The organism is Caballeronia sp. LjRoot34 (assembly GCF_964253815.1).
Taxonomy (GTDB): Bacteria; Pseudomonadota; Gammaproteobacteria; order Burkholderiales; family Burkholderiaceae; genus Caballeronia.
Map to the genome: position 1 here is coordinate 744,136 of NZ_CAXUSB020000002.1, position 25,646 is coordinate 769,781.

Genomic DNA, 25,646 nt, shown 5'->3' on the forward strand with positions numbered 1-25,646 from the left:
GATGCGCTTCAATGCGCTTCGCCGCGACCGGGCGGGCGAATGGGTGCGCCGTTGTCTGGAGGCTTTGACTCTGACGGTTCCGTGTCCGCATTCCGAACCGGCTGGAATGCCACGACAGGTTCACGTACTTCCTGCTGTACATGCGTCTCGCGCGCCTCATGCATTATGTGAGTTTCGCGCGGCGCACGCGTGGTGGCCGGGTTCGCGAACAGGTGCGGCGCGCCGGTAGTGGTCGGAGCGCTGCTCGTGCTCGCAATCGCAGCCGTGCGCGGGATGGCGACGGCCTCGCGGATCGGTGCCGGATGCATCGGCCCGCGTTGTGCGATGGCGGCTGCCTGAATCGCCGCGTCTTCGGCAGCTTTCTTCGCTTCGGCAATCTTGATGGCCACATGCCTGAGGAAGACGCGCGAGCCGGTGTAGCTCGAGTCGATAGCAAGCGCGTCCTTTGCATAACGCCGTGCGCATCGCCATGAAGCCGATTGGTCGCATGCGCGGGCGTGCCGCATGGCGGTGTCGCGGGCCGCTTCACGTTGGGCGAGGTCATCGCGGACCCGCTGGACGTCGGGGCTATTGAGCTGGTTCTCGGGCACGTTGGCGAGGTTCTTTCGCGCCGCGTTCAGGTCGTTGGTGACTAGTGCGAGGCGGGCGAAGTAGAGGCTTTCGCCGGGGCTGCCCAACGGCGGACGCTCAGTGGCGATGACCGGCGAGACGGGGGGCAACGACAGCTTCGGCAGTTCCTGTTCCTTTGGCGTGGACGGCTGAGGCGCATGGCTGGCGATGGGGACATCGGCGACGGCGCCAGGGCTGGGCACGGGCGGTAAGGCGGCAAGCGGCGCCGCAGCGGTGATGACAGGCGCTGGGTTCGATGTGTTTGTCGAACTCGTCAACGGCGGTGTAGCCGTGTTTTGCGCGAGCGTGACGGGCGCTGGAGGGGCTGCTGGAGGCGGTGAGTCATCCGGCGTGAGCGTGGCCACTGCCGCGTTGGTCGGACTCTTCGATGCGGTTGCCGCCACCGGGACTGGCGCGTGCGTCTCGTTCGCCGTTGCGGTTGTCGTGGCCGGTGCGCTCGGTGTCGCTCTTGTAGCGGGTCCCGTCACCGGGCTCATCGCGAGCGTCGAAATCTCCGCCCGCAAGGCCGCAACGGCAGTTGTCACCTTGTTCCTGATCGACGCGATCATCTCGGTCGCTGGATTCGGTGCCGGTGCGAGCGTCGGGGTAGGCGCTGGAGTTTGCGTCGGGGTTTGCGTCGGTGCGGGGGCCGCCGCATAGGTCGCTACAGGTAGCGTAGCCGGGTTCACCGCCGGGGTCCTGGCAGCGGTCACCGAGACCGGGTTCGCCGGCTTTGCTGCCGCAACGACCGTCGTTGTGCTTGCCGGTGCGGCGGCTTTCTGTGCATTGTCAGTTGCTATCGGAACGAACGCGGGTGTCCTCGCCGGTTCCGGCAGTGCAGCAAGCCGTTGAACCACAGGCGATCTCAGGCCGGGCGCGTAAGTCAGCGCCAGCGCGACGGCGAGCAGTCCGCCGCTCGCCACACCGAACGCCACGCGGCGGACGACGCGGGCGCGTTGCCGCGCGATATTCATTGCCGCGTCGACTTCCTCGGGCACGCTCGGATACGGCACGAGCATGCGGCCGGGCATCATCATGACGTTGCTGTTGTTGAAGTCGACGGAGTTCGGTGCACGCAAGGCCCGGGACTGATTCGTGCCGCAATGCGGGCATTCATCTTCTCCGTGCGTCAGCGCGTTGCCGCAGCGATGACAAGCCGCGTAAAGGACAGGCGTGCGAAAAGATAACAGGTTCATGCCGAACCCCTCGGGCAGGTGTCGACGCCGGCTCGTGATGCGGCCGGATCGTTCGTATAAGAATAGTGCAATTAATTCATAAGTTAGTACCCCGGTATGTTTTGTAGGCCGCATTGATGCATATCGGCGACACTTCTCCGCGCCCGTGTCACGCTACATGGGGCTTTGTTCGTTGTACTTGTCCGAATCTGACTTGGATGTGGCGGATAACAGCGGAGATCAAGATCGCACGCTGGAATGGCATGTATAAGCCACGGTCAGGTTGAACTGGCAATACGACGCCGCGCCCGGACGGTAACCAGTCACGCCAATAGCGCCTGCTGCAAAGTTCGAATCTGGGCCCGTGTGTTGGGAGTAGAGGTCCGTCGCGAGCTTCCGATAATTCCAGGCCACGTCCGTGTTGGCCTTCCAGGGCGGGAAGCTTGCGCCGAAGGGCTGGAATACAGTGCCATTGTCGCCGGCATGATCCTGCTTGGTCGAGCGGATCGGATGTACATCCTCAACATCGAGATCGGCGGGTAACGGAAGCGCGAAGCACCGCTTAAATAAATTAGTAATCTTAACGAATGTCTGGCCGATCATCTGGTCGCGGATGATAGGTATGTTGACCTGTCGGTAGGTCGCCGCGATATTGCGTTCACCGGCCACCTGTTACAACGCAGCCGGTCAAATGAGCCCATCAGGTTCCCGGTCCCCGCGTCCGCAAGCTGATGGCCGTAGCAGGTGACATGCAGACTGGCCAGTAGACAACCGGAAGTCTCAAGCGGTTTCATTCAGATAACAGAAGTTTCCCATTCAACATGGCTTAACTTCCAATACCCAGGAAGTGCGGATTTATTATGCTATATAACAGGATGTTATGAGACACAAAATATAAACTCCAGAAGAGTGCGGATTTATTATGCGCTATAACAAGATGTTATGTATTAGCTCACGTTAGTTCCATGAGAACTAATTACCGAGCGTCCTGCAAACTAAAGCAGACTATTATCAACCTCGTTGGCTATATGTAATAATTTAGAATGTTTTTGTAATTTAATAAATGACGTAATTCAAATACGCATTTAGAGTGTCGTAAATACCGCTAAATATTGTCAAAAATTGTCTCTCTTCATTTTTATTTTCTCGTTTTGACCGTTAGCCTCTAGTCAGCGCTCGATCATCACGTTAGACGTACCGTTCGCGATTCGCCCCCCGGGTGCCGCGAAATGGTCGCGAAGGCCCGCCCAGCGGGCTTTTGCGCCATGCGCTATTCACTATCCGTCGACAGTTCATGGCGTGTTATGGAAAGCCGCAATGGCGGCTGCATCCCAATTAGCGAGCCGCCAAACGCGCGCTTGTATCCGTTCAAACATTCGCTTCTTCTTTTAAAGCGGCGCAAGTGCAGCGCGAGGCCAGCATTAGTTAGAGTGTTTTCTCTAAACTTGGTCTGCTGTCATCAAATAAAGTTTGACCGTGCATTTTTTGTCCTGTTATCTTCGCATCCCATGAAACGCCGGTGACAATCAACGCGCGGTGACAATCGCGCAAAAAGTTCAGAAGCCGTAGCGCGCTTCGTTCAAGTTCTCTCCAGGTGTTAATGCCAGACCGAAAAGAGCGAGTCGAATTTTATTTGTCGTAGTTCCAGTTTGATGATCGCCCAGCGGGAATGAAATTCCGGGGCATCTCACAGCCGTATCCGTGTCAACGCATCAGATTTGACCGCTGTAGCATAAATTCGGACTGCAAATCAAGGGTCGGAGCGAAGGAAGCGGTTGTCCGAGGTGGACGTTGGTTGTCGTATGTAAGCGCACTGCAGTTACAGAAATGGACGGTTCACGCCGGAGGAGTAAAGGTGGGTACGAAAGTCGAAGGGCAATTTCCGGCAGCAGCGGCCCGTATGGAGAGGCCAGGACGCCCACGTGAGTTTGGGCGCAAGCAGCAAAACCCAGTACGCCGCTTCGGCGGAATCGCAGTTGTTCTGCTCCTGCACGTCGTGTTGATCTATGCACTCATCAACGGCCTTGCCACCAAGGTCGTACAGGTCATCCAGCATCCTATCGAGACGAAAATCATCGAGCCGGTGAAGCCGCCGCCTCCGCCGCCGTTGCCTACGGTGCAATTGCCGCCGCCGAAGTTTGCGCCGCCGCCGCCGCCGTTCGTGCCGCCGCCGGAAGTGCAAGTGCAAACGCCGCCCCAGCCGACCATCACGCACCAGGCCGCGCCGGTCGTGTCGGCACCCGCCGTGGCGCCGCCCGCACCGCCGGCGCCGCCCGCGCCGAGCAAGCCCGTGAGCGTTGAAGTCGGGGTCGTCTGCCCGAATTCGGATCAGATTCGTTCGTCGATTCGTTACCCGAAGGAAGCGCAGGAGAACAACGTGACGGGTGATGTGCTGATTGAATTCGTAGTCGACGCGCAGGGCCATATTACGAATGAACGTGTTGCCAAGTCTGCGGAAGATTCCTCACTCGATCGCGCAGCCTTCAACGCAGTCAAGCAGTTTACGTGCGTTTCCCAAGGCCAACCTGTCCGTGTGCAAGTTCCGTTCTCGTTTAACCTGAACTGAAACCCACAGACTGTTCGGTACCGGCAGCGATTTATCAGTCTTGGTTTAGAAGTTGTACTAATGAACTTGGAGCAGGCATGAAAAAGCGTACTCTCGCCGCATTGGCGGCAACCCTGTTGTTCGCCGTAACCACGGTGGATACCTTTGTGGCACCGCATATGGCACACGCGCAGGCTAGCGACGCGACCGCGTCGGCCACCGCCACCGCCACCGCAGCACCGCAAACGGCCGGCTCGGCCACGGACGACGCCGTGCCGCCGCCGCAGCCGGCTACGTCTGAAACAGTCAACAACCCATATGGCCTCGGCGCGCTCTGGAAGAACGGTGACTTCGTTGCACGCTTCGTGCTGATTCTGCTGGTGCTCATGTCAATGGGCAGCTGGTACATCATGGTCACCAAGTTCGTCGAACAGTTTCGTGCAAACCGTCGTGCGAAGAGCGCCGACGAACAGCTGTGGACCGCGCCGTCGCTAGCCGAAGGCGCGAAGCTGCTCGACGAAGCTTCGCCTTTCCGCTTCATCGCGGAAACGGCCATCGAGGCGGGTGAACACCATAACGAAGCGCTGCTCGAAGCCGTCGACCGCAACACGTGGATCGACGCCTCGGTTGACCGTGCCATCACCAACGTATCGAATCGTCTGCAAGACGGTCTGGCTTTCCTCGGCACAGTCGGCTCGACAGCGCCGTTCGTCGGTCTGTTCGGAACGGTGTGGGGGATTTATCACGCGCTGACGGCAATCGGTATCGCCGGCCAGGCTTCGATCGACAAGGTCGCGGGCCCGGTGGGTGAAGCGCTGATCATGACTGCGATCGGTCTCGCCGTGGCCGTGCCGGCCGTGCTCGGCTACAACTTCCTGGTTCGCCGCAACAAGTCGGTGATGGAGCGGGTTCGTGCGTTCGGCGTACAACTGCACACCGTCCTGCTCGCTGGCAGCCGCCGCTCGGCGCGTGCTACGGCTCGCGAAGCAGCGCTGGCCCAATAAGCGGAGTTCGTCATGGCTATGAGCGTTGGGCAAGATGATGACGACGAGGTCATCTCAAGTATCAACACCACACCGCTCGTCGATGTGATGCTGGTCCTGCTGATCATCTTTCTGATCACGATTCCGGTGGTGACGCATACGATACCTTTGCAATTGCCGAAGGAGACGATCCAGCCGCTGCAGACCACGCCTAAAAGTATCGTCATTGCGGTCAACCGCGACGGCGATTTCTTCTGGAACGAGAAGCAGGTGGATGGGCCGACGCTGCTGGCACGTCTGAAGACCGTGTCGGTCATGACGCCGCAACCGGAAGTGCACGTTCGTGGTGACCAGAGCGCGCGTTATGAATTCATCGGCCGGGTCATTACCGAGTGCGAACGCGCCGGTATTGCCAAGGTGTCGTTTATTACTGAGCCGCCTGCGCGCGGCGGCTAGCTTTGCACGGGACTGGACTAAGCGCTAAAGCACAAAGTCCGGTCGACAGCCTTGCATGGGATCGGAGTAAGGCGCTAAAGCGCCAACTCCGATCGACACCGGAGAAGACCATGGGAATGAACGTATCGTCGGGCGGTGGCAACGCTGAGCCGGAAGTGATGGTCGATATCAACACCACGCCACTGATCGACGTGATGCTGGTGTTGCTGATCATGCTGATCATCACGATCCCGATCCAGACGCACGCCATCAAGATGAACTTGCCGATCGGCAATCCGCCGCCGCCAATCACGCAGCCGGAAGTGGTGCAGATCGATATCGACTTCGACGGCACCACGACCTGGAACGGCCAGCCGGTGCCGGATCGTGCTGCACTCGAATCCAGGCTCGCACAGGTGGCCGCTGAACCGGTGCAGGCGGAAATCCATCTGCGGCCTAACAAGCTGGTGCCGTATAAGGACGTCGCGGCGGTGATGGCGTCCGCTCAACGACTGGGCGCGACGAAGATCGGCCTCATCGGCAATGAGCAGTACATGCAATAGGGAAGTGGAATGCTAACGATCCATCAACGCTTCAAACGCGCCGTCATGGCGGCCGCTATTGGAGGACTGTCCGCGCTTGTCGTGCTGCCGGTCACGTCTCATGCCGCGGACACCTTGCGCCCGGATGTGTCGAAGCCGCTGAATGCCGCACAAGACCTGTATCGCGCGCACAAGTACAAGGACGCATTGACGAAGATCGATCAGGCGGCTGCCGTGCCGGGCAAGACGCCGTACGAAAGCTATATGGTCGAAGAGATGCGCGGCGCGGCTGCTGCGGCGGCAGGCGACAATGGTGTAGCGGCTCAAGCCTACGAAACGTTGCTGAGTTCAGGGCGCCTCACCGGTGCCGACGAACAACGCACCACGGCGGCGCTTGCAGGCATCTACTTCGAGCAAAAGAACTACGCACAGGCTATCAAGGTCGCGCAGCGCTATCAGAAGTCGGGCGGCAACGATCCCGATATGCGCACTCTGCTCGTCCAGTCCTACTACCTGTCGAACGATTGCGGCAATGTGGTGAGCCTGCTCAAACCTGGGGTCGATGCACAAGTGCGTGCCGGCCATGCGCCCGACGAGTCGCAACTGCAACTGCTCGGCACGTGCGCGCAGCGTGTAAAAGATGACACCACATATCGCAACACGCTCGAAAAACTGGTCGCCTATCACCCGAAGCAGTCTTACTGGGATGACCTGTTTCAATCGATCCGCGCGAAGCCGGGCTATTCGTCGGCGCTCGATGTCGACACGTATCGGCTGCGTCGCGCGACCGGATCACTCACTACCGCCGACGATTACATGGAGATGACCCAACTCGCGATCGTGGCGGGTACCACGGCCGAGGGCAAGCAGGTGATCGATCAGGGCTTCGCCTCGGGCGTTCTGGGCCACGATGCACAAGCGGATCGCGAAAAGCGGTTGCAAGCACTCGCCGCGAAGCGGGCACAAGCGCCGGCTGATGCGGCGAACCCTGTAGCGCCGGTCGACGTCGGTTTCAACCAGGTATTCGCAGGGCAAACCAAGCAGGGTCTTGCAGCAATGGAGGCGGCGATCGCGAAGGGCGGGATCGATCACCCTGACCAGGCGCAGCTGCATCTCGGCGTGGCCTACTACGTCGCAGGCGACAAAGCCCGCGCAGTGCAAACCTTCCGTGCGGTGAAAGGCTCCGACGGTTCGGCCGACCTCGCCCGATTGTGGGTGCTGGTGGCGTCGAAGTAACGGTATCCCGGTTCCAACATGTCCCATCGCGTGAGGTGTCGCCGGGCTATCCGTGCGCTGACCCGCGCGGGACATGCTCGCCGTATGGAACGCAGGTCCTTGACAGGAGAAGTAGAGGAAGTTGGTTGCGTATGCAACCAACTTCCGGTTTTAGGCAAGTGCGAAGTGTCCCGATGATCGCATTGATTGCACCACGCATCGCGGCAGCTAACCGGGCATATGGCGCATGTCTTAGGGAGGATGTTGCGTCCGATAAAACATAGTTTGGTATACAAACTAATTTTGACCACGGGATTCTGTCTTGCTATGGTTTTGCCACTCGATAACAAGGCACAGATCGCAGTTTCCATAGGTAGCAAAATTCGCGCGCTTCGCCAACGGTTCAAGCGCACGCTGGATGAAGTGGCGACGAGTGCGGGGATTTCCAAGCCCTTTTTATCGCAGGTGGAACGAGGTCATGCAACGCCTTCTATCACATCGCTGGTTGGCATTGCGCGAGCGCTAGGCGTCACAGTGCAGTACTTCGTTGACACGCCAACCGAAGACAAGTCGGTGCGTAGAGGGAGTGAGCTGGAATACTTCGGGTTCGACGGAACTGCGAATCTTTTTGGACGGCTGACCAACTTGTCGGTCGGCGGCATGCTGGAAGCGATTCTCGTCAGGATGCCGGTGGGACAGAACCCATCGGAAGTCACGACACATGCAGGGGAAGAGTTCTTGTACGTGATGAGCGGCCAGATATCGCTCACGTTAGAAGGTACAACGTTCGTATTGCAGGCAGGTGACACCGCGCATTACGAGTCTACCGTGCCTCACGCCTGGTGCAATACGGCTCGCGAAGAAGCGGTGATTGTATGGGTGGGAACGCCAAGATTGTTCTAGGTGATTCTGTTCCGTGCTTTCGTTAAAAGCACTCGCGAATGTGTTAGTAAGGATTGCGAATGGTTTTATGTAAGGTTGACCTGATGAAAGGGCGTTGCCCGGTCTATCACGCAAAGTAGTCGAAGTTAAAAAAATTAGAAAGCGCTGCGCATGTCGTTTTGCAGTAGATAAGTAGTCCGATATTGAAGCATTTGAAGTGTCCCGTCTTTCTGTCTGTATTTGCAATTTGGTGCGTTTTTGGCCGTTTGCCGGACAGTGGAAGCGCGGGTCAGCTTTAACGGAGCGCGGCGCAAGAACGCCGTATATCGAGTGGAGAGGTCCACAAGACCTCTCTTCACACACAGCTGTGCCTTACTGACGAGCGAGAAGGGGAAAAATGAAACAACGGGCATTGGCGCTGGCCATCAAAAGAATAGTCTGGGCTGAGCTAGCATTGTCAGCCGCAATCGCCGTACCTGCGTTTGCGCAAAGCCAGCCGGCCACCGCGGGTACGGCTGCTGGCGCAACGACAACGGAAAGCACGCCGGCGGTAGCGGCGGCGCCCGCATCGGGCACCGCTGCAACACCGTCCGCGGACAACAACACCGCGACACCGACTGCTGACAAGGGTGTCCAGCAAATCAAGAAATTCGAAGTGACCGGGTCGCTGATCCGCAGCGCCGACAAGGTCGGCTTCAATGCGGTTCAGACGGTAACGCAGAAAGACATCCAGAACAGCGGCGCCACGACCGTCGCCGATTATCTGCGCACGACTTCAGCTAACTCGGCCAATAGCTGGGGCGAAGGCCAGTCCGGCAACTTTGCCGCAGGCGCTGCGGGTATTGCTCTGCGCGGCCTCAGCGAAAAGTACACGCTCGTGTTGGTGGATGGACAGCGTGTTGCGCCTTTCGCGTTCTTCTCGAACAGCGTCGACTCGTTCTTCGACTTGAATACGCTGCCGTTGAACTCCATTGACCGCATCGAAATCGTGAAGACAGGTGCCGTGTCGCAATACGGTTCAGACGCCATCGCGGGCGTGGTCAACATCATCACGAAGCATGACTTCCAGGGCCTGCAACTCGACGGCAGCTACGGGAGCGCCATCAGCCAGGGCGGTGGCGCGGGCACGACCAAATTCGGCGTGCTCGCCGGCTTTGGCGATCTCAACGCCGATCGCTTCAACGTGACGGCAGCGGCAAGTTACTACAAGTCGAACGGCTTCACGCTGGCCGACCGCGATGCGACGAGCAGTCAGGATTTCACCAATAATCCGGGCGGCCATTCGTTGCTCGCGCCGTCCTACTGGAATATGCCCGACGGCAGCGCGCAGGCATTGAGCGGCTGTGCGAACGGCGGTGCGGTGCATCCCGCAGGCACCAACTCGCTGACGGCAGGTTTGCCGGGCACGATCTGCGGCTACAACTCCGCAGAAAGCACGTCTATCGCGCCGATGACCGAGCGTTTGAACGCGAAGCTTCACGCTGATTTCAAGATCAACGATGAGACGACGGCGTTTGGCGACTTCCTGATCAGCAGCAACAAGACCACGACGAATGATGGTCTATGGGGCAACGTTATCGGCAATCCGCAGGTCCCCGCGCTCGTGTGGAATCCGCAGACCAAGCTGCTTTCGCCGTTCAACTTCACTGTGCCGGCGAGCAATCCGTACAACCCGTTCGGGGCAGCCACGCCGCTCACGTATGCGTTCCCGGGCGCAGTAGCGGAAGACACGTATTCGACCTACTGGCGCGCCTCCACGGGCATCAAGGGCTCGTTCAACCTGCCGAACGGCGAGTGGGATTGGGCGACGTCGGTCAGTCACTCGCAAAGCACGGTTTCGAACACTTATACGAACCAGCTCAACACTGCGGCACTGACCAATATTTACCAGAACGGGACGTTCGATTTCTCGAATCCCGCGGCTACGCCGAACGGCCTCAACGGGCTGTACCAGGATGCGAACAACCTGGCTATCTCCAAGCTCGATACCGTTGACGCGACATTGTCCACGCCACACCTCTTCAGTCTGCCGGCGGGTGATGTAGGTCTCGGCTTCGGTGCACAGTTCACTCACCAGAGTGAAGTGATGAACCCGGGTGCGGCATTCGAGCAGGGCCAGGTCATCAGCCCGAATCTCCAGACCGTGAACGGCCAGCGCAACGTGGCTGCCGTGTACTACCAGGTGGACATTCCTATTGTCCGCGCGCTGACGTTCAGCCAGTCGGGCCGTTACGACCACTACAGCGATGTCGGTGGTGCGTTCTCGCCGCGTTTCGCGTTGCGCTATCAGCCGGTTCAGGCACTCACGATGTACACCTCGTACAACCGTGGCTTCCGTGCGCCGACGTTCGTTGAGAACAGCAACTCGCAAACCTTGGGTATTCAGGTCGACCAGACCACCGGCCAGAACTACACGTCGATCACGGAGGGTAATCCGGACCTGAAGGCGGAGCGTACGAAAAACCTCAGCATTGGCTTCCAGCTGTCGCCCACCCGTACGACCGATATCGGCCTGGATTGGTACAAGATTCGTGTCGATAACGTGATCGGTCAGGGCTCGCCTTCACAGGTTGTCACCGACCCGGTCACGGGCGATCTCCTGTACAAGGTCATCCCGTACCAGAACCTCGGCTATCTGGATACGAACGGTTTCGAAGGCACGTTCCGCCAGTCGCTGCCGACGAAGACCGGCACGTTCACCCTGTCTGCTGACTGGGCATACGTGAACAGCTTCAAGCTCGGCTCGCCGGGTCAGGCGCCGGTGAATGGTGCGGGTAACGACTACACCCTCACACAGCCGTTCGGCGGCAGCTTCCCGCGCTGGAAAGGCAACACCACCCTGGACTGGGCGTACAACAAGTTTGACGCAGCGTTGACGTGGCAGTTCACGGGCCCGTATGCGCAGAATCTGGTCGCCGCCGGGCCATCCCACGTGGGATCGTACAGCCAGTTCAACCTGATGATGACGTACACGGGCTTCAAGCACTGGACGGTCTTCGGCGGCATCGACAACATCTTCAACCGTGCGCCGCCGTACGATCCGATCTTTGCAAATGGCACGCTGGATCAGAATGGCTATGACCAGTCGATATACACGAACATTGGCCGCTTCGCGCAAGTCGGCGCAACGTACAAGTTCTGATGTCGCTGTAGTTTATTTGACTGATGGAATGGTTGCTCCGGCGCGTGTCATGCGGCGCTGGAGCAACCTCGTTTTCGGAATCCCGGACCATTCGGTTCAAACATCGTGATTCAAACATTGCGATTCAAACATCGATCGTTCGACGCCTCATCGCATGACGTGCTCAAGGCCGCAGTCAAAGCCGAGCGCGGAAGTCACGAATACCAGGAGTTTCCAGATGTTTTTCGCGCCACGTCCTTATCCTTCAATCCGTCTTCGCTGTGCATCCGCGGCACTTGTTCTGGGCGGCTTCATGCTCGCCGGCGCCGCGCAGGCAGCGATCATTCCTCCTGGCGTGCAACTCGCCGCGAAGCAGGAACTGGTGCGCAACAACGGCACGGAAGTGGAGACGCTTGATCCGAACGTGGCGGAATCGGTGCCGGCCAATACCGTCGCGCGCGATCTGTTTGAAGGGTTAACCGCGACGCGCGCAGACGGTGAGACCGTCCCCGGCGTCGCGGAAAAGTGGGAAATGAAGGACCCCACTACGTGGGTCTTTCATCTGCGAAGGAATGCGAAGTGGTCCAACGGCGACCCGGTTGTCGCCGCTGACTTTGTCTACGGATGCCAGCGTCTCGTCGATCCAAAAACGGCTTCGCCGTACGCGACCACCTACGGCATGTTCCTCCTTAACGGAACAGACATTGTCGCGGGCAAGAAACCGGTGGCGTCGCTTGGCGTGAGCGCACCCGACCCGTACACGGTCGAAATCAGGACGCCCTATCCAGTGCCGTTCCTGCCTGACCTGATGTCGAATACGAACCTTGGGCCGGTAAACAAGGCGGCCGTCGAAAAGTACGGCCGCGACTGGACCAAACCCGGCAAGCTGGTCAGCAATGGCGCGTTCATGCTGAAGGACTGGCAGGTGAACAACCGCCTTGTGCTGCAAAAAAACCCGCAGTACTGGAATGCTGCTTACGTGCAATTGAACCAGGTCACATACCTGCCGGTGGAGGACGAAAACACGGACGTGGATCTGTACAAGTCCGGCGGTGACGACTGGGTGAACCAGCTTCCCTCAGGCACCTATGCTCGCTACAAAGAGCAGTACCCGAACGAGATGCGTGCGGCGCCCATGCTCGGTTTGCGCTATTACTCGTTCAACAACAAAGACCCGCTCCTGAAAGACGTACGTGTGCGCCAGGCGCTGTCCATGGTCATCGACCGGGACATTCTCGCGCAGCGTGTGACCGCTGACGGCCAGATCCCGGCGTATGGCGTGATCGTGAAGGGCGTGAAGGGCGCCGACGTCAGCGCGTACGACTGGGCCTCGTGGCCCATGGCGAAGCGCGTGGACGAAGCAAAAAAGCTGCTGGCTGAGGCGGGCGTGAAACCTGGCACCAAGTTGCAGTTCGTCACCAACACGAGTGAGTATCACAAGAAGATGGCGATCTTCGCGGCTTCCGAATGGAAGACTAAACTAGGCCTCGATACTGAAATCCAGGCGATGGAATTCAAGGTGTTGCTCAAGAAGCGGCACGACGGCGACTACCAGATCGCACGCAATGGCTGGGTGGCGGATTACAACGACGCAAGCACCTTCCTCACGCTGGTTCAATGCGGTTCCGAGCAGAACGACAACCAGGCGTGCAACCCCAAAGCCGATGCGCTGATGCACGAGGCGTCCAACTCCACCGACCCGGCCACGCGCCAGCGGTTGCAGACCGAAGCGGCCAAGGTGGCAATGGAAGATTATCCGATGCTGCCGCTGCTGCAATACACGCTGGTGCGGTTGGTCAAGAGTTACGTGGGCGGCTATTCCACGAAAAACCCGATGGATCACTACCGCAGCGAAGACATGTACATCATCAAGCATTGAGCGCGGTGCGGTGCTTGCGCCGGCCGCTCGGCTTGCGCGCGGCAAGGGTCACACGGCGCGTTTTCATCCGGACGCACGCGCCTATTTCATTCTCCAGGCTTGTTATGAACGAACCGTATCATCCCCTGAAAGGCGCGCTGTGGGCGCCGGTACATTCGGAACATCGGCCAACGCCGATAGGCGTGTTTATCGCAGCAGGCAACGGATATAAAGGCGAGAAGAACCCGCAGCCGAATATGGGTGACTCGCAGTTCCCGGTCAAGACAGCGGCGGCAAGGGACGATGAATAGAGGCTGCATCAGAAACTGCGCCACGCTGGGGTTTGCGGCACTGCTCGTTGCATCGCAAGCGTTCGCGAGGCCGTCGATCGCGCAATACGATGAACCGAAGTATCCGGCGAACTTCACGCACTTCGATTATGCGGACCCGGACGCGCCGGCTAACGGCGACATGAATTTCCAGAACTACGATGAACTGCAAAGCTACGATTCGATGAATCCCTTCCTGGTCCGCGGCGCACCGGCGCCCGACCTGAAGAACCTGATGTTCGACACGCTGATGCAGCGAAGCTGGGACGAACTGGCGTCGGAATATCCATTGATCGCGGACGACGTGGAGGTGGCTCCGGACGGCAAGTCGGCCACGTTCCATATCAATCCGAAGGCGCGTTTTTCCAATGGCGACCCGATCACCGCCGCCGATGTGAAGTATTCATACGACACATTGGCCGGCCATCAGGTCTCGCCGATCTACAACTCGCAGTTCGCCAACATCAGCCGCGCGACCGTGGTCGATCGCTTGACGGTGCGCTTCGACTTCAGGGAAGCGCGCCGCGATGCGCCGCTGATCGCAGGCGACCTGCCGGTTTTCTCGCCGAAGTGGGGTATGAAAGCGGACGGCACGCGTCCGCCGTTCGATCAGATATCGGATGTGCCACCGGTGGCAAGCGGTCCTTACCTGATCGAACAGCGCAAGAACGACAAGCAGATCACTTACAGGCGCAACCCGGATTACTGGGCCGCCGACCTGCCGTCGCGACGCGGCATGTACCGCTTCCAGCGCATCACGTTCCGGCTGTTCACCGATCACTACACGTCGCTGGAAGATTTCAAGGCGGGCCACACCGATCTGCGTGCAGAGTATTCATCATCGACCTGGGCGCGCAAGTACGTCGGCAAGAACTTCAGCAATGGGTCGCTCAAAAAAGGCGAGTTCCCCGATGGCCCGGCGCAGATGCAGGGCCTGATTTTCAATACCCGCAAGCCGCTGTTCTCGGACGCTCGCGTGCGTCGGGCGCTGACGCTCGCTTTTGACTACGACTGGCTGAACCGTCTGGCGTTCTATGGTCAATATCGTCGCACGGGAAGTTACTTCCAGGACTCCCCATTCGGTGCGACCGGCGTGCCGGATGCGAAAGAGTTGAAGTTGCTCGAACCCTACCGGGCGACGCTTCCCGCCTCCGTGTTCGGTCCGATGCTGAAGCAGCCGGACACCGTGCCACCGCATTCGTTGCGTGCCAATTTAAGGGAAGCCCAGGCGCTGCTGAACGAAGCAGGCTGGCAGTACCGTGACGGGGCATTGCGCAACGCCAGCGGCACGCCGATGACCATCGAGATCATGGACGACCAACCCGGCATGGACGGGGTCGTCTTGCCCTACATCCAGCAGTTGCAGACACTCGGTGTGCAGGCGCATCTGCGAGAACTCGACAGCGCGTTGTACGAGAAACGCATGGACGCGTTCGACTTCGACATGACTACGTATATCTACGCACCGGTCACTATTCCGGGCGGCGAATTGACGCGCCGTTTCGGCAGCGCGGCAGCCTCGCAGCCGGGCTCGGAGAACTTCCCGGGGGTCCGTTCGAAAGCCGCCGACGCAATGATCGACGCTGCGTTAAAAGCGCAGACACTCGGCGATCTGGAGACCGCCACGCGCGCGCTCGATCGGATCCTGATCAACGGGTACTACATGGTGCCGGAGTACTACTCGCCGAATACGCGGGTGGGGTACAGGGCGCGAATGGGCTTCCCCCGGGTCTCGCCGCTTTCGTACCTTGCTGAGGACTGGCTGGTCGACTACTGGTTCGTGAAGGCGCCGTCCGGTGCCACTACGGCTGCTTCAACACACTGAGATTGCCATGGCCGCTTATATCCTCAGACGCCTGTTGCTGATGATCCCCACGCTGATCGGCGTGGTCACGCTGACGTTCTTCGTGACGCAGTTCGTGCCAGGTGGACCGGTCGAGCAGATTCTGACCCAGATGCGCCATGGCGGGAGCCGCGGCGAGGCGGGCGGGGCCGGCGGCTATCACGGCAGCCAGGGTGTCGACCCGCAGCAGGTCGAGCAACTCAAGAAGCAGTTCGGCTTCGACAAGCCGCCGCTCGTGCGCTACGCGAGCATGCTCAGGAACTACGCGAGTTTCGATCTTGGTCAGTCGTACTACCAGCATCAAAGCGTCTGGGCGGTGATCCGTTCCAAGCTGCCGGTGTCCATCACGCTGGGACTCTGGACCGTGCTGCTGACCTACCTTATTGCGGTGCCGCTGGGGATTTCGAAGGCTGTTCGAAACGGCTCTCGCTTCGATACCGCCACGAGCGTGCTGGTGCTGACCGGTTACGCCATTCCCGGTTTCGTGCTGGGCGTGCTGCTGCTGATGTTGTTTGGCGGCGGTACGTTGTGGCAGGTGTTCCCCATGCGCGGCCTTACCTCCGACGACTTCGACCAGCTCAGCGTTGCGGGAAAGGTACTTGATTATCTGTGGCACATCGCGTTGCCGGTGACCGCTGCGGTGGTCGGCAACTTTGCGATTATCACGATCCTCACGAAGAACACGTTCCTCGAAGAGATCAGCCGGCAATACGTGCTGACCGCGCGCGCGAAGGGCGCGCCGCAACGTGACGTCTTGTGGAAACACGTACTGCGCAACGCGATGATTCCGCTCCTGACCGGACTGCCGGCAGCGTTTGTCGGTGCGTTCCTCAATGGCAACCTGCTCATCGAGACATTGTTTTCACTCGATGGCATGGGCCAGCTTTCCTACGACTCGGTGATCCGGCGCGACTATCCCGTCGTACTCGGTTCGCTTTACCTGTTCACCCTGATTGGTCTTGTGACCAAGCTTATTGCGGACGTTTGTTATGTCCTCGTCGACCCCCGTATCCAGTTCGACCGGCTGGACCGGTGAGAGCATGAACGTCTGCGCGAATCCGATCATGGGCGAAGCCGCTATAGCAACACCCCCGCCGTCCGAGTCGCCCGGCCGTCGCGTATGGCTGCGTTTCAAGGCGCAGCGCCTGGGCTACTGGAGCACGATTGTTTTCGTGGCGTTGTTTGTCATCAGCCTGCTGGGCGAAGTGCTGGCGAACGACAAGCCGCTATTGATCCGCTACGAGGGACACTACTATTTCCCGATTGTTAAGGACTATTCGGAGAAAGTATTCGGCGGCGATTTCCCGGCGCGGGCGAACTATCTCGACCCGTATATTCGCGACCGGCTGGAATCGAAGGGTAATTTCGCGATCTATCCGCTTAATCATTTTCACTACGACACCGTCGACTATTTCGCGACCACGCCGAACCCCGCGCCGCCCTCGGCCGCCAACTGGATCGGGACGGACCAGTTCGGCCGCGACGTCCTTTCGCGGCTGCTGTACGGCTTCCGGCTCTCTGTGCTCATGGCGCTCGCACTTACCGTCTCGGGCGTCTTCCTGGGCGTCCTGACGGGCGCAGTGCAGGGTTTTTACGGTGGACGCACCGACTTGATCGGCCAGCGCCTGATCGAGATCTGGAGTTCGATGCCCGACCTGTACCTGCTGATCATTTTCGCGTCGATCTTCGAGCCGACCTTGTGGCTGCTGTTCATCCTGCTCTCGGCGTTCGGATGGCTCACGCTGTCGGACTACGTGCGCGCCGAATTCCTGCGCAACCGTTCGCTCGACTACGTTCGCGCGGCTCGCACCATGGGGTTGTCGAACTGGCAGATCATGTGGCGTCACGTGTTGCCCAACAGCCTGACTCCCGTGATCACCTTCCTGCCGTTTCGCATGAGCGCGGCGATTCTCGCGCTGACCAGCCTCGACTTCCTGGGGCTTGGCGTGCCCGCCCCGACACCTAGCCTGGGCGAGTTGCTTGCCGAAGGAAAAAATAATCTCGATGCATGGTGGATCTCCGGCGCGGCGTTCGGCGGCCTTGTCGTCACCTTGCTGCTGCTGACCTTCATGGGCGACGCATTGCGCAACGCGCTCGATACCCGTACGCGCGGTTCCGCATTCGGAGGGGCACAGAAGTGAGCGTCCCTCTGTTGCAACTCGACGGTTTATCCATCGGTTTCGGCGACAAGACCGTCGTACGCGACCTGAATCTTTCTATCGGGCGTGGCGAACGCGTGGCGCTGGTGGGCGAATCGGGATCGGGCAAGAGCGTCACGGCACTGTCCATTCTGGGTCTTGCGGACAACGCTCGCCAGACGGGGCGCATCCTGCTGGACGGCGACGATCTCCTGCAAAAGACCGAGCAAGAAATGCGCGGCATTCGCGGCCGCGACGTCGCCATGGTCTTCCAGGAACCGATGACCGCGCTCAATCCGTTGTTCACTATCGGCAAGCAGATCGCGGAAAGCCTGCGTCTGCACGAAGGTTTGCGTCCCAACGCGGCCCGCGAGCGCGGGATTGAGTTGTTGCGGCGCACCGGTATTCCCGAACCGGAACGGCGTATCGACAGCTTCCCGCATCAGCTCTCCGGCGGTCAGCGGCAACGCGCGATGATCGCGATGGCGCTCGCATGCCGCCCGCGCTTGCTGCTCGCCGATGAACCCACCACGGCCCTCGACGTGACCGTGCGCCAGCAGATAGTGGAACTGCTGATTGGCTTGCAGGAGCAGGAGGCGGCCGAGCGCGGCATGGCGGTGCTGCTGATCACGCACGACCTGAACCTGGTGAAGCGCTTTGCGCAACGCGTGGCGGTGATGGAGAAGGGCGTGCTGGTGGAAACCAATTCGACCGCTGAACTGTTTGCCAATCCGCAGCACCCATACACGCGCCGACTGCTCAACAGCGAGCCTGAACGCGCGATCGATCCGATCGCCTCGAACGCGCGGCGGCTGCTCGAAGTGCAGGGCTTGTCGGTGGACTACCGGATTTCGATGAAAGGCTGGCGGGCCACCTTTTCGAAGTCTTCATTCCGCGCTTTGCAGGACGTCGGCATCACATTGAGACGCGGCGAAACGCTCGGGATAGTGGGCGAATCCGGATCAGGAAAGTCCACGCTTGCCGCTGCCATCCTGGGTCTTCAGCGGCCGACCGAAGGGCTGATCCATATCGATGGACAGGCCTTGTCCACGCTCAAGAGCATGAACTCGCGGCGCAGCGTATCGGCGCGGCTGCAAGTAGTATTTCAGGATCCCTACGGATCATTGTCGCCGCGCATGACGATCGAGCAGATCGTGGGTGAGGGGATTGCATTGCATCGGCCGGAGGTGACGGCCACGGCGCGGCGCCAACGCGTGGTGGCGTTGCTCGACGAAGTGGGAATGCCCGCCGATGTCCTGCCGCGTTATCCCCACGAATTTTCCGGTGGTCAGCGCCAACGTATAGCCATTGCCCGGGCGCTGGCGGTCGAGCCGGAACTGCTGGTGCTCGATGAACCCACGAGCGCGCTCGATGTATCGATACAGCAGCAGGTGCTTAACCTGCTCACGCGGCTGCAGAAAAAATACACGCTGAGTTATCTGTTCATCACGCATGACCTTGCCGTGATGCGCGCGATGGCGCACAGGGTGGCGGTCATGAAGGCAGGGCGGATTGTGGAGATGGGCGACACAATGGACGTTCTGCAAGCGCCCGTGCATCCCTATACGCAGGCGCTGCTTGCGGCATCGATCGTAGCGGGCGCGGCGGCTTGAAATTGACGGCCGGGGCAAGCGTTTGCCTCTTACGCCATTACGTTAGTCAACTCAGGACACGGGCTCGTCGCTCTTTTCGTTCAGGCGGCGCTTTACGCGCAGCGCGCTGAACGGACCGGGCTCCGGCGAGTCCGGCCCGGAATTCGGTGCGGCAGCCGGTTCGTCACCTGACGACGCCGGCTTGCCCGGCACGATCATCTTGCGCAGTTGCGGCGCGATCGAGGTCGCCTCAAAACACAACTTGATGCCAAAGCGCGCGCGATTGAGAAGATGTGCCGTCGTCACCGTCCGCCAGAAGCGATTAGGGTCAAAGCCGGGATAACGCGCCTCGCGTTCGATCAACGCCTTGCCATCGGGCAAATGGACGAAGCAGCAATGCTGGAACCATCGAAGGTCGCGATGCGTGTTGCCGGTCCAGTGCCGGCCGATCGCCTGGTACGCCCCCAGTTCCACGATCTGCTGCCCTTCGTCGGCAAGAGTATTGAGCGCGGCGGAGACAAACGACTCATCGCCATGATGCTGCAGGCGCTCGATCTCCCCCACATACCGTTCACAGTGCGCGCGAGCACGAGGCACCAACTCCCTTAAGAACGCGCTCGTGCTGAGCAGGAACTCCCCGCCATACCAACGCGGATTGAGCAGATGCCGGCCGGCCACGATCTCGAGATCTTTAATGACGTTGGCGCTTCCATAAGCTGGGAACACTTGGTCCGATATGTCGAACGCGCCGACTCCTGCATCGGCACAGAGTTGAAGCAACTCATCGCCCAAGGGACGGATGGCGACAATGTCCGAATCGAGCAGCAACAGCAACATATCGGGTGCGAGCAGGCCGGCCACCTGTTCAAGCAGGTCGAGCTTGAAGTGCGCCGCGTAGAACTCCGTGTTCCTTGGAACGTTGACGCTGGTGATCAGTTCGTGCACAAGCGGACGCCGCTCTTCCGGCACAAGGGAAAAGCATGCGTTGACCGCGTCCGGTGCATTCGTGAAGACATTAAGCCTGGGCATGCCTGCATGAAGCAGGGTCTTGTTTAAACAAAGTGCCTGACGGGCGTAGGACAGCGGATCTTTACTCGTGCTATTGGGACTGGCGGTTGCGTCGACATCGACGAAGACCAGGGTACAAGGAAAAATTTCCATTGTTGAGTTATCCAATTCCTTAATCGAGAATTTGTTGCTGATTTGAATCGGGTCATTTGAATAACCCGCTGTTATAAGCATCGTGGAAGATACAAATACTATGTGTCCGCCAAAATGCCGGACACGTGAGACATATAGACAGGAATTAGCAGGATTCGGATTACCGCCAATGACGCACAGGGGTTCTCATTGAGCATGCTCGCAAAAGCGTAACGGACGGCAGTCGAGGCTCAGCGGGCGATGAGATCTAATGCGGTTTGAAAAATCCATTATCAAACGGCAAGAGCTACCGTGGTTTCGCAATAACAGTAAGCTTGACCGTCCTGTTTATGATCAGGACGTGTATGCTTTTCGGCAAGCCTATCGGCATTGAGATAGGGACGGAATAGCGGCTGTCACCGAACCTTGAATGCTTCAATATTACCGATGCCTTTCGAGCCAAGGAACTGCACCTTTGGAGGGCGCTTGTTAATTTCGCCACGGCAGAAAAACGGGGTATTAACGCACAAAAGAAATGCCTCGGAGAGGGGTTTCAGTGCATCGGTTCCTTATGGATTTCTGCGCGTTGGTAAAGTCGACATGCAGGCCGGTCCTGGACCAAACTAATGAACTAAATCAGATTCGACCTTGACCGGCTTCGATGCCCGGCTATAACCAGGACTCAAGCTGTTGCCGCCAGCAGAATCAGGCAATCGAAAGTAACGACACCCACCGCGCCAACACAGCGGCGTCGTGCCGCGTTTGCGGATCGCGAGTAAGCTCTAGCGGGGATTTCTGCGCGGGTATGGTTCTGGCGACGCATCCTCACGCTTCGGCCCGAACGATCCCCCTCATTCCGATGCACCAATACACCCGACTTTCCGATCTATAAACAGGAGCTTTCCATGATGAATCGAGACAATCCCGTATGGCTCATCACCGGCTGCTCGACCGGCTTCGGCCGTGAGCTGGCAAAACTTGTGCTGGAACGCGGATGGCGCGCCGTGGTGACGGCACGGGACCCGTCCAGGCTCGCGGATCTGGCCGAAGGCCATGGGGACCGCGCGCTGGTGCTGCAACTTGACGTGACCGACCGCAAGCAGATCGCCGATGTCGTCGCAAAGTCGCAGAAACATTTCGGCCGTATCGATGCGCTGGTGAATAACGCGGGCTACGGTTATCTGGCAGCGATTGAAGAAGGCGAAGACGACGCCGTACGCGCCATGTTCGAGACCAACGTATTCGGTCTGGTCGACATGACGAAGGCCGTGCTGCCCATCATGCGTGCCCAAAAAAGCGGCCTCATCGTCAACATTTCGTCGATAGGCGGGATCACGAGTTTCGCGGCCACGGGCTACTACCACGGCACCAAATACGCGGTGGAAGGCATCTCGGAGTCGTTGGCGATCGAAGTGAAACCGCTGGGCATTGACGTGCTGGTGGTTGAGCCCGGACCATTCCGTACCAACTGGGCCGGGCCGTCGATCAAGCAGTCGGCTACGCGTATTGATGACTATGCCGCTACAGCAGGCGAACGGCGCAAGCAGACCGAAGCGCGCAGCGGTAATCAGGCGGGCGATCCGGTGCGCGCGGCACAGGCGATCATTGACGCAGCACTCTCCGACACCCCGCCGCTGCGCCTGTTGCTCGGCAAAGCCGCGCTTGAACTGGCACGCAAGAAAGTCGCTTCGCTGACTCAAGACTTCGACGCGTGGGAAAAGACGACTATTGGCGCCGACTTTCCGGAAGGCGCGAGCTAAGCCGGAGCATCGCGGGGCGCATGCCGGGTATTTAGCATTGGGCTGTCATGTGCCGCGCAAGGGTCTGATCCCTTGCTGCGCGTTGTAACCGAGGCGCACGCTTCTTTGGTTTTCCCTGACTGAAACGCGTGCGCCCTGACCGTTGGACACCGCCAAACGATAAAGCGCGCCTGGCGCATCTCACCCATACCCTGACTTCCGTCACGCGAGATAAGAGCGCTAACTCTTATGCTGCATGAACTCGTGTGTTACCGCGATCCTGGAAACACCGCTTCCGTAGAAATTTTGCATAAGGCAAACTTATGGACATCGACGGAAAACACTGCAGCTTCGCACGGCCCTTGGCAGCACGGGCATCCTGTCATCCTTGTTAAGCTGGCGCCGCGCCAAACCGGAGCGCCCATGAGACGACCGCGTCACCCCATCGACCTGCGCGCGCTGCAGGCGTTCGTTGCCGTCTGCGATACAGGCTCGATGACCGCCGCTGCCAGGCAGCTCGGCGTGAGCCAGAGCGCGATCAGCCAGGCTGTATCCGCGCTCGAACGCGAGCAGGGTACAAGCCTGTTCGACCGGGACAGCCGGCCGCCGCGTGCCAACAGCGCAGGGCGAGCCTTGCTTGAACTGGCCACGCCCTTGCTCGATCACGCGCAACGTGTGAGTGCCCGCATCGACGAGGTATCGGACGCAGGCAACGCTTCGGTTCGGCTTGGTTGTGTGGACTCGTTCGCGGCCACCATCGGTCCGGAACTGATTCGCGCACTCTCGGGTTCGTCGCGGCAGATTGCGTTGTGGTCGGGACTGACGCCGGGGCTGACCAGGCAGTTGCACGATCGCGAGATCGATCTGACCGTATGCACCCAGACTGTCATTTCGGACCCGCGTATTGTGGAGATTCCGTTGTTCTCCGAGGCGTTCGTGGCGGTTGCGTCGCGGCGCTTCCTCGCGTCGCGACCCGCGGCGGACTGGCGTATGCTCGCCGGCAATCTGCCTTTGATCCGTTATACGGGGCGCTCGGTAATCGGCCAGCAGGTCGAGCGTTTTGCGCGGCACCTCGGTATCGACAGCCCGCGGCGTTATGAATTCGATGCCACCGATCCCCTGCTCAGCCTCGTTGCCGCGGGTCTCGGTTTCGCCATCTCCACGCCGCTTTGCTTGTGGCAGGCGCGTCATTATCTGGACGAAATCGATGTCTTGCCGCTGCCACCGGGCGGTCTTGCTCGCCGCGATTTTTTCCTGCTGCATCGTGAGAGCGAATGGGATGGTTTTGCGGCCGAACTGATCTCGTTGACGCGTGGCGTGCTCGACCAGCGCATTCGCCCGGCGCTTCAGCAAGCGCTACCCAACCTGCCGGACGACGCGATCCGATAACCGCTTATCGACTTCTTTCCACCCCTCTTTCTTACGCTTACTTCGCCCGGAATCCATCATGACCGATCTCTACACCTTGCATCGCGGCGACGCGCCGCTGCTTATTTCCATCCCGCACCTGGGCACTGAAATTCCCGAGAGCTTGCGGCCGCTGTACACGGACATAGCGCTAACCGTTGCGGACACCGACTGGCATCTCGACCGCCTGTATGACTTCGCCCGCGAGATGGGCGCGACGATTCTTGGCGCGCGCATCTCGCGTTATGTGATTGACCTGAACCGTCCATCGAACGATGAAAGCCTCTATCCGGGCCAGACGACAACGGGCCTGTGCCCAGGCGAAACCTTCCGTGGCATGCCGCTGTATCGCGATGGCGCGGGACCCGACGCTGCCGAGAAAGCGCGGCGCGTGGTGACTTACTGGCAGCCGTATCACGATGTGCTTGAGGCCGAACTGGCGCGGTTGCGTGCGGCGCATCCGAACGTGTTGTTGTGGGAAGCGCATTCCATTGCAAGCGTGTTGCCGCGCTTGTTCGAGGGCAAGCTTCCCGATCTGAACCTTGGTACGCAGGATGGACGCACGGCCGCGCCGGGCGCCTTGCAAGCCGTCACGAATGCCGCTGCGCGGAGCGCTTATACGTGGATTGCCAACGGCCGTTTCAAGGGCGGTTACAACACGCGTCACTTTGGAACACCCGAGACCGGCATTCACGCGATACAACTGGAAATGTGCCAGTCGACTTACATGGATGAGACGGAACCGTTCGACTACGCGCCCGAAGCAGCCGGTCAGGTTCAGGTGGTGGTGAAGGACATGGTGGGCGCGGCGCTGGATGTGATCCGGGCGCTGTAATCGCTTTAGCGTCGCTCTAGCGTAAGCGTCTGAGTGCAGGACGGCTGCCGCCGCCAGCATCCAAGCGCGCTTTTCGACGATCTCTTAACATGGCTGATGCATTCATGAAGCTGCCTGCGTCGCCGGCGCGGTAGCAGCTCATTGGCTTTCAATGGAAAGGAGTGGACATGGAATATCGCTTACTGGGCGAAACGGGTTTCAAGGTGCCCGTGCTGAGTCTGGGCACCGCCACGTTCGGCGGCAGCAATGATTTCTTCAAGGCGTGGGGCAGCACTGATGCCGACGGCGCGCGCAGCCTGGTCGACATTGCGCTGGAGGCGGGCGTCTCGATGTTCGACAGCGCCGACGTCTATTCCGACGGCATGGCGGAGGAGATCCTCGGCAAGGCCATTGCCGGACGCCGCTCGAAGGTGATCGTGTCGACGAAAGGAACGTTTCAGTTCGGCTCGGACGTGAACAGCGTTGGCTCGACCCGGCATCACTTGACGGAAGCCATCAATGGCAGCCTGAAGCGCCTGAACACAGACTACATCGATATCTATCAACTGCATGGTTTCGACGCACTGACACGCGTGGAAGAAACCTTGCGCACGCTCGACGACTTCGTGCGCGCGGGCAAGATCCGCGTGATCGGCTGCTCGAATTTTTCGGGCTGGCACTTGATGAAATCGCTGGCGGTGTCGGACCGTGAAGGGCTTGCGCGGCATTCAGTGCATCAGGCGTATTACTCGCTGATTGGCCGCGATTTCGAGCATGAACTCATGCCGCTGGGGCTGGACCAGAAGGTCTCGACCATTGTGTGGAGTCCGTTGGGGTGGGGGCGTTTGACAGGCAAGATCCGTCGCGGTAGCCCGTTGCCGGAGAACAGCCGCTTGCACAAGACGGCGGACATGGGACCGCCGGTTGCCGATGAATACGTCTATGGCATTGTGGATGCGCTGGACGCCGTGGCCAAGGAAACGGGAAAAAGCGTGCCGCAGATTGCGTTGAACTGGCTGCTGCAGCGGCCCACCGTTGCCAACGTGATCGTGGGTGCTCGCGACGAGAAGCAGTTCCGCGAGAATCTGGGCAGCGTAGGGTGGTCGTTGAGCGCGGAGCAGATTGCGGCTCTGGATAAAGCTAGCACGTTGCCGCTGCCGTATCCGTACTGGCATCAACGTGGGTTCGCGGATCGCAATCCGTCGCCGGTGTAGGGAGGGGGCGGGTGGTGGACGTACTCGCCGATTTTGTTGTGCGGGTTGCGCGTGCCACCCGCAGT

General features: G+C 59.6%; 20 protein-coding genes. 17 read left to right on the forward strand and 3 right to left on the reverse strand.

Annotation, left to right across the window (positions count from 1 at the left end):
- Positions 1-8 precede the first annotated feature (8 nt).
- Both ACSQ36_RS22940 and ACSQ36_RS22945 read right to left on the reverse strand, forming a co-directional pair.
- Positions 9-1,805, reverse strand: a complete 1,797-nt coding sequence (locus ACSQ36_RS22940; protein ID WP_436183709.1) for a hypothetical protein — start codon at positions 1,803-1,805, stop codon at positions 9-11.
- A gap of 219 nt (positions 1,806-2,024) precedes the next feature.
- Positions 2,025-2,453, reverse strand: coding sequence for a hypothetical protein (locus ACSQ36_RS22945; RefSeq protein ID WP_436183710.1), 429 nt, complete (start codon positions 2,451-2,453; stop codon positions 2,025-2,027).
- A gap of 1,186 nt (positions 2,454-3,639) precedes the next feature.
- Between ACSQ36_RS22945 and ACSQ36_RS22950 the strand changes: the two genes are divergently transcribed.
- The 13 genes from ACSQ36_RS22950 (at position 3,640) to ACSQ36_RS23010 (ending at position 19,288) form a co-directional block, all read left to right on the forward strand.
- Positions 3,640-4,350, forward strand: coding sequence for an energy transducer TonB (locus ACSQ36_RS22950; protein WP_436183711.1), 711 nt, complete (start codon positions 3,640-3,642; stop codon positions 4,348-4,350).
- A 77-nt stretch (positions 4,351-4,427) separates the two neighbouring features.
- Positions 4,428-5,333 (forward strand): MotA/TolQ/ExbB proton channel family protein, encoded by a 906-nt coding sequence (locus ACSQ36_RS22955; protein WP_436183712.1) that lies wholly within the window; start codon positions 4,428-4,430, stop codon positions 5,331-5,333.
- A gap of 12 nt (positions 5,334-5,345) precedes the next feature.
- Complete coding sequence (locus tag ACSQ36_RS22960; protein ID WP_213762076.1) at positions 5,346-5,768, forward strand: ExbD/TolR family protein; 423 nt, start codon at positions 5,346-5,348, stop codon at positions 5,766-5,768.
- Between the two features lie 110 nt (positions 5,769-5,878).
- Positions 5,879-6,310 (forward strand): ExbD/TolR family protein, encoded by a 432-nt coding sequence (locus ACSQ36_RS22965; RefSeq protein WP_213762077.1) that lies wholly within the window; start codon positions 5,879-5,881, stop codon positions 6,308-6,310.
- A 9-nt stretch (positions 6,311-6,319) separates the two neighbouring features.
- Positions 6,320-7,525, forward strand: a complete 1,206-nt coding sequence (locus ACSQ36_RS22970; protein ID WP_436183713.1) for a tetratricopeptide repeat protein — start codon at positions 6,320-6,322, stop codon at positions 7,523-7,525.
- A gap of 306 nt (positions 7,526-7,831) precedes the next feature.
- Complete coding sequence (locus ACSQ36_RS22975; protein ID WP_213762079.1) at positions 7,832-8,407, forward strand: helix-turn-helix domain-containing protein; 576 nt, start codon at positions 7,832-7,834, stop codon at positions 8,405-8,407.
- A gap of 376 nt (positions 8,408-8,783) precedes the next feature.
- The gene (locus ACSQ36_RS22980; protein ID WP_436183714.1) at positions 8,784-11,528 is read left to right on the forward strand and encodes a TonB-dependent receptor; all 2,745 of its coding nucleotides are present in this window, start codon (positions 8,784-8,786) and stop codon (positions 11,526-11,528) included.
- 217 nt (positions 11,529-11,745) lie between these two features.
- Positions 11,746-13,386 carry a peptide ABC transporter substrate-binding protein gene (locus ACSQ36_RS22985; protein ID WP_213762081.1) on the forward strand — a complete coding sequence of 547 codons (1,641 nt, stop codon included), beginning with the start codon at positions 11,746-11,748 and terminating at the stop codon, positions 13,384-13,386.
- Positions 13,387-13,490: 104 nt separating this feature from the next.
- Positions 13,491-13,676: a hypothetical protein gene (locus ACSQ36_RS22990; protein WP_436183715.1), complete on the forward strand. Its 186-nt coding sequence runs from the start codon at positions 13,491-13,493 to the stop codon at positions 13,674-13,676.
- Positions 13,669-15,519, forward strand: a complete 1,851-nt coding sequence (locus tag ACSQ36_RS22995) for an extracellular solute-binding protein (RefSeq protein WP_436183716.1) — start codon at positions 13,669-13,671, stop codon at positions 15,517-15,519. The genes ACSQ36_RS22990 and ACSQ36_RS22995 overlap by 8 nt, the downstream gene beginning before the upstream one ends.
- A gap of 7 nt (positions 15,520-15,526) precedes the next feature.
- Positions 15,527-16,573, forward strand: coding sequence for a microcin C ABC transporter permease YejB (locus ACSQ36_RS23000; RefSeq protein ID WP_213762083.1), 1,047 nt, complete (start codon positions 15,527-15,529; stop codon positions 16,571-16,573).
- Positions 16,527-17,678, forward strand: coding sequence for an ABC transporter permease (locus tag ACSQ36_RS23005; RefSeq protein WP_436183717.1), 1,152 nt, complete (start codon positions 16,527-16,529; stop codon positions 17,676-17,678). The genes ACSQ36_RS23000 and ACSQ36_RS23005 overlap by 47 nt, the downstream gene beginning before the upstream one ends.
- Positions 17,675-19,288, forward strand: a complete 1,614-nt coding sequence (locus tag ACSQ36_RS23010; RefSeq protein ID WP_436183718.1) for an ABC transporter ATP-binding protein — start codon at positions 17,675-17,677, stop codon at positions 19,286-19,288. The genes ACSQ36_RS23005 and ACSQ36_RS23010 overlap by 4 nt, the downstream gene beginning before the upstream one ends.
- Positions 19,289-19,339: 51 nt before the next feature.
- Here ACSQ36_RS23010 and ACSQ36_RS23015 read toward each other — a convergent pair whose 3' ends face one another.
- Complete coding sequence (locus ACSQ36_RS23015; protein ID WP_436183719.1) at positions 19,340-20,428, reverse strand: hypothetical protein; 1,089 nt, start codon at positions 20,426-20,428, stop codon at positions 19,340-19,342.
- A gap of 884 nt (positions 20,429-21,312) precedes the next feature.
- Here ACSQ36_RS23015 and ACSQ36_RS23020 point away from each other — a divergent pair.
- The 4 genes from ACSQ36_RS23020 to ACSQ36_RS23035 all read left to right on the forward strand — a co-directional run bounded on the left by ACSQ36_RS23020 (position 21,313) and on the right by ACSQ36_RS23035 (position 25,581).
- Positions 21,313-22,167, forward strand: a complete 855-nt coding sequence (locus ACSQ36_RS23020; protein ID WP_436183720.1) for an oxidoreductase — start codon at positions 21,313-21,315, stop codon at positions 22,165-22,167.
- A 402-nt stretch (positions 22,168-22,569) separates the two neighbouring features.
- Positions 22,570-23,535: a LysR family transcriptional regulator gene (locus ACSQ36_RS23025; protein WP_436183721.1), complete on the forward strand. Its 966-nt coding sequence runs from the start codon at positions 22,570-22,572 to the stop codon at positions 23,533-23,535.
- Between the two features lie 58 nt (positions 23,536-23,593).
- A complete protein-coding gene (gene hutG / locus ACSQ36_RS23030; protein ID WP_436183722.1) occupies positions 23,594-24,388 on the forward strand; it encodes an N-formylglutamate deformylase in 795 nt (264 codons plus the stop codon).
- A gap of 167 nt (positions 24,389-24,555) precedes the next feature.
- Positions 24,556-25,581: an aldo/keto reductase gene (locus tag ACSQ36_RS23035; protein ID WP_213762089.1), complete on the forward strand. Its 1,026-nt coding sequence runs from the start codon at positions 24,556-24,558 to the stop codon at positions 25,579-25,581.
- Positions 25,582-25,646: the final 65 nt, after the last annotated feature.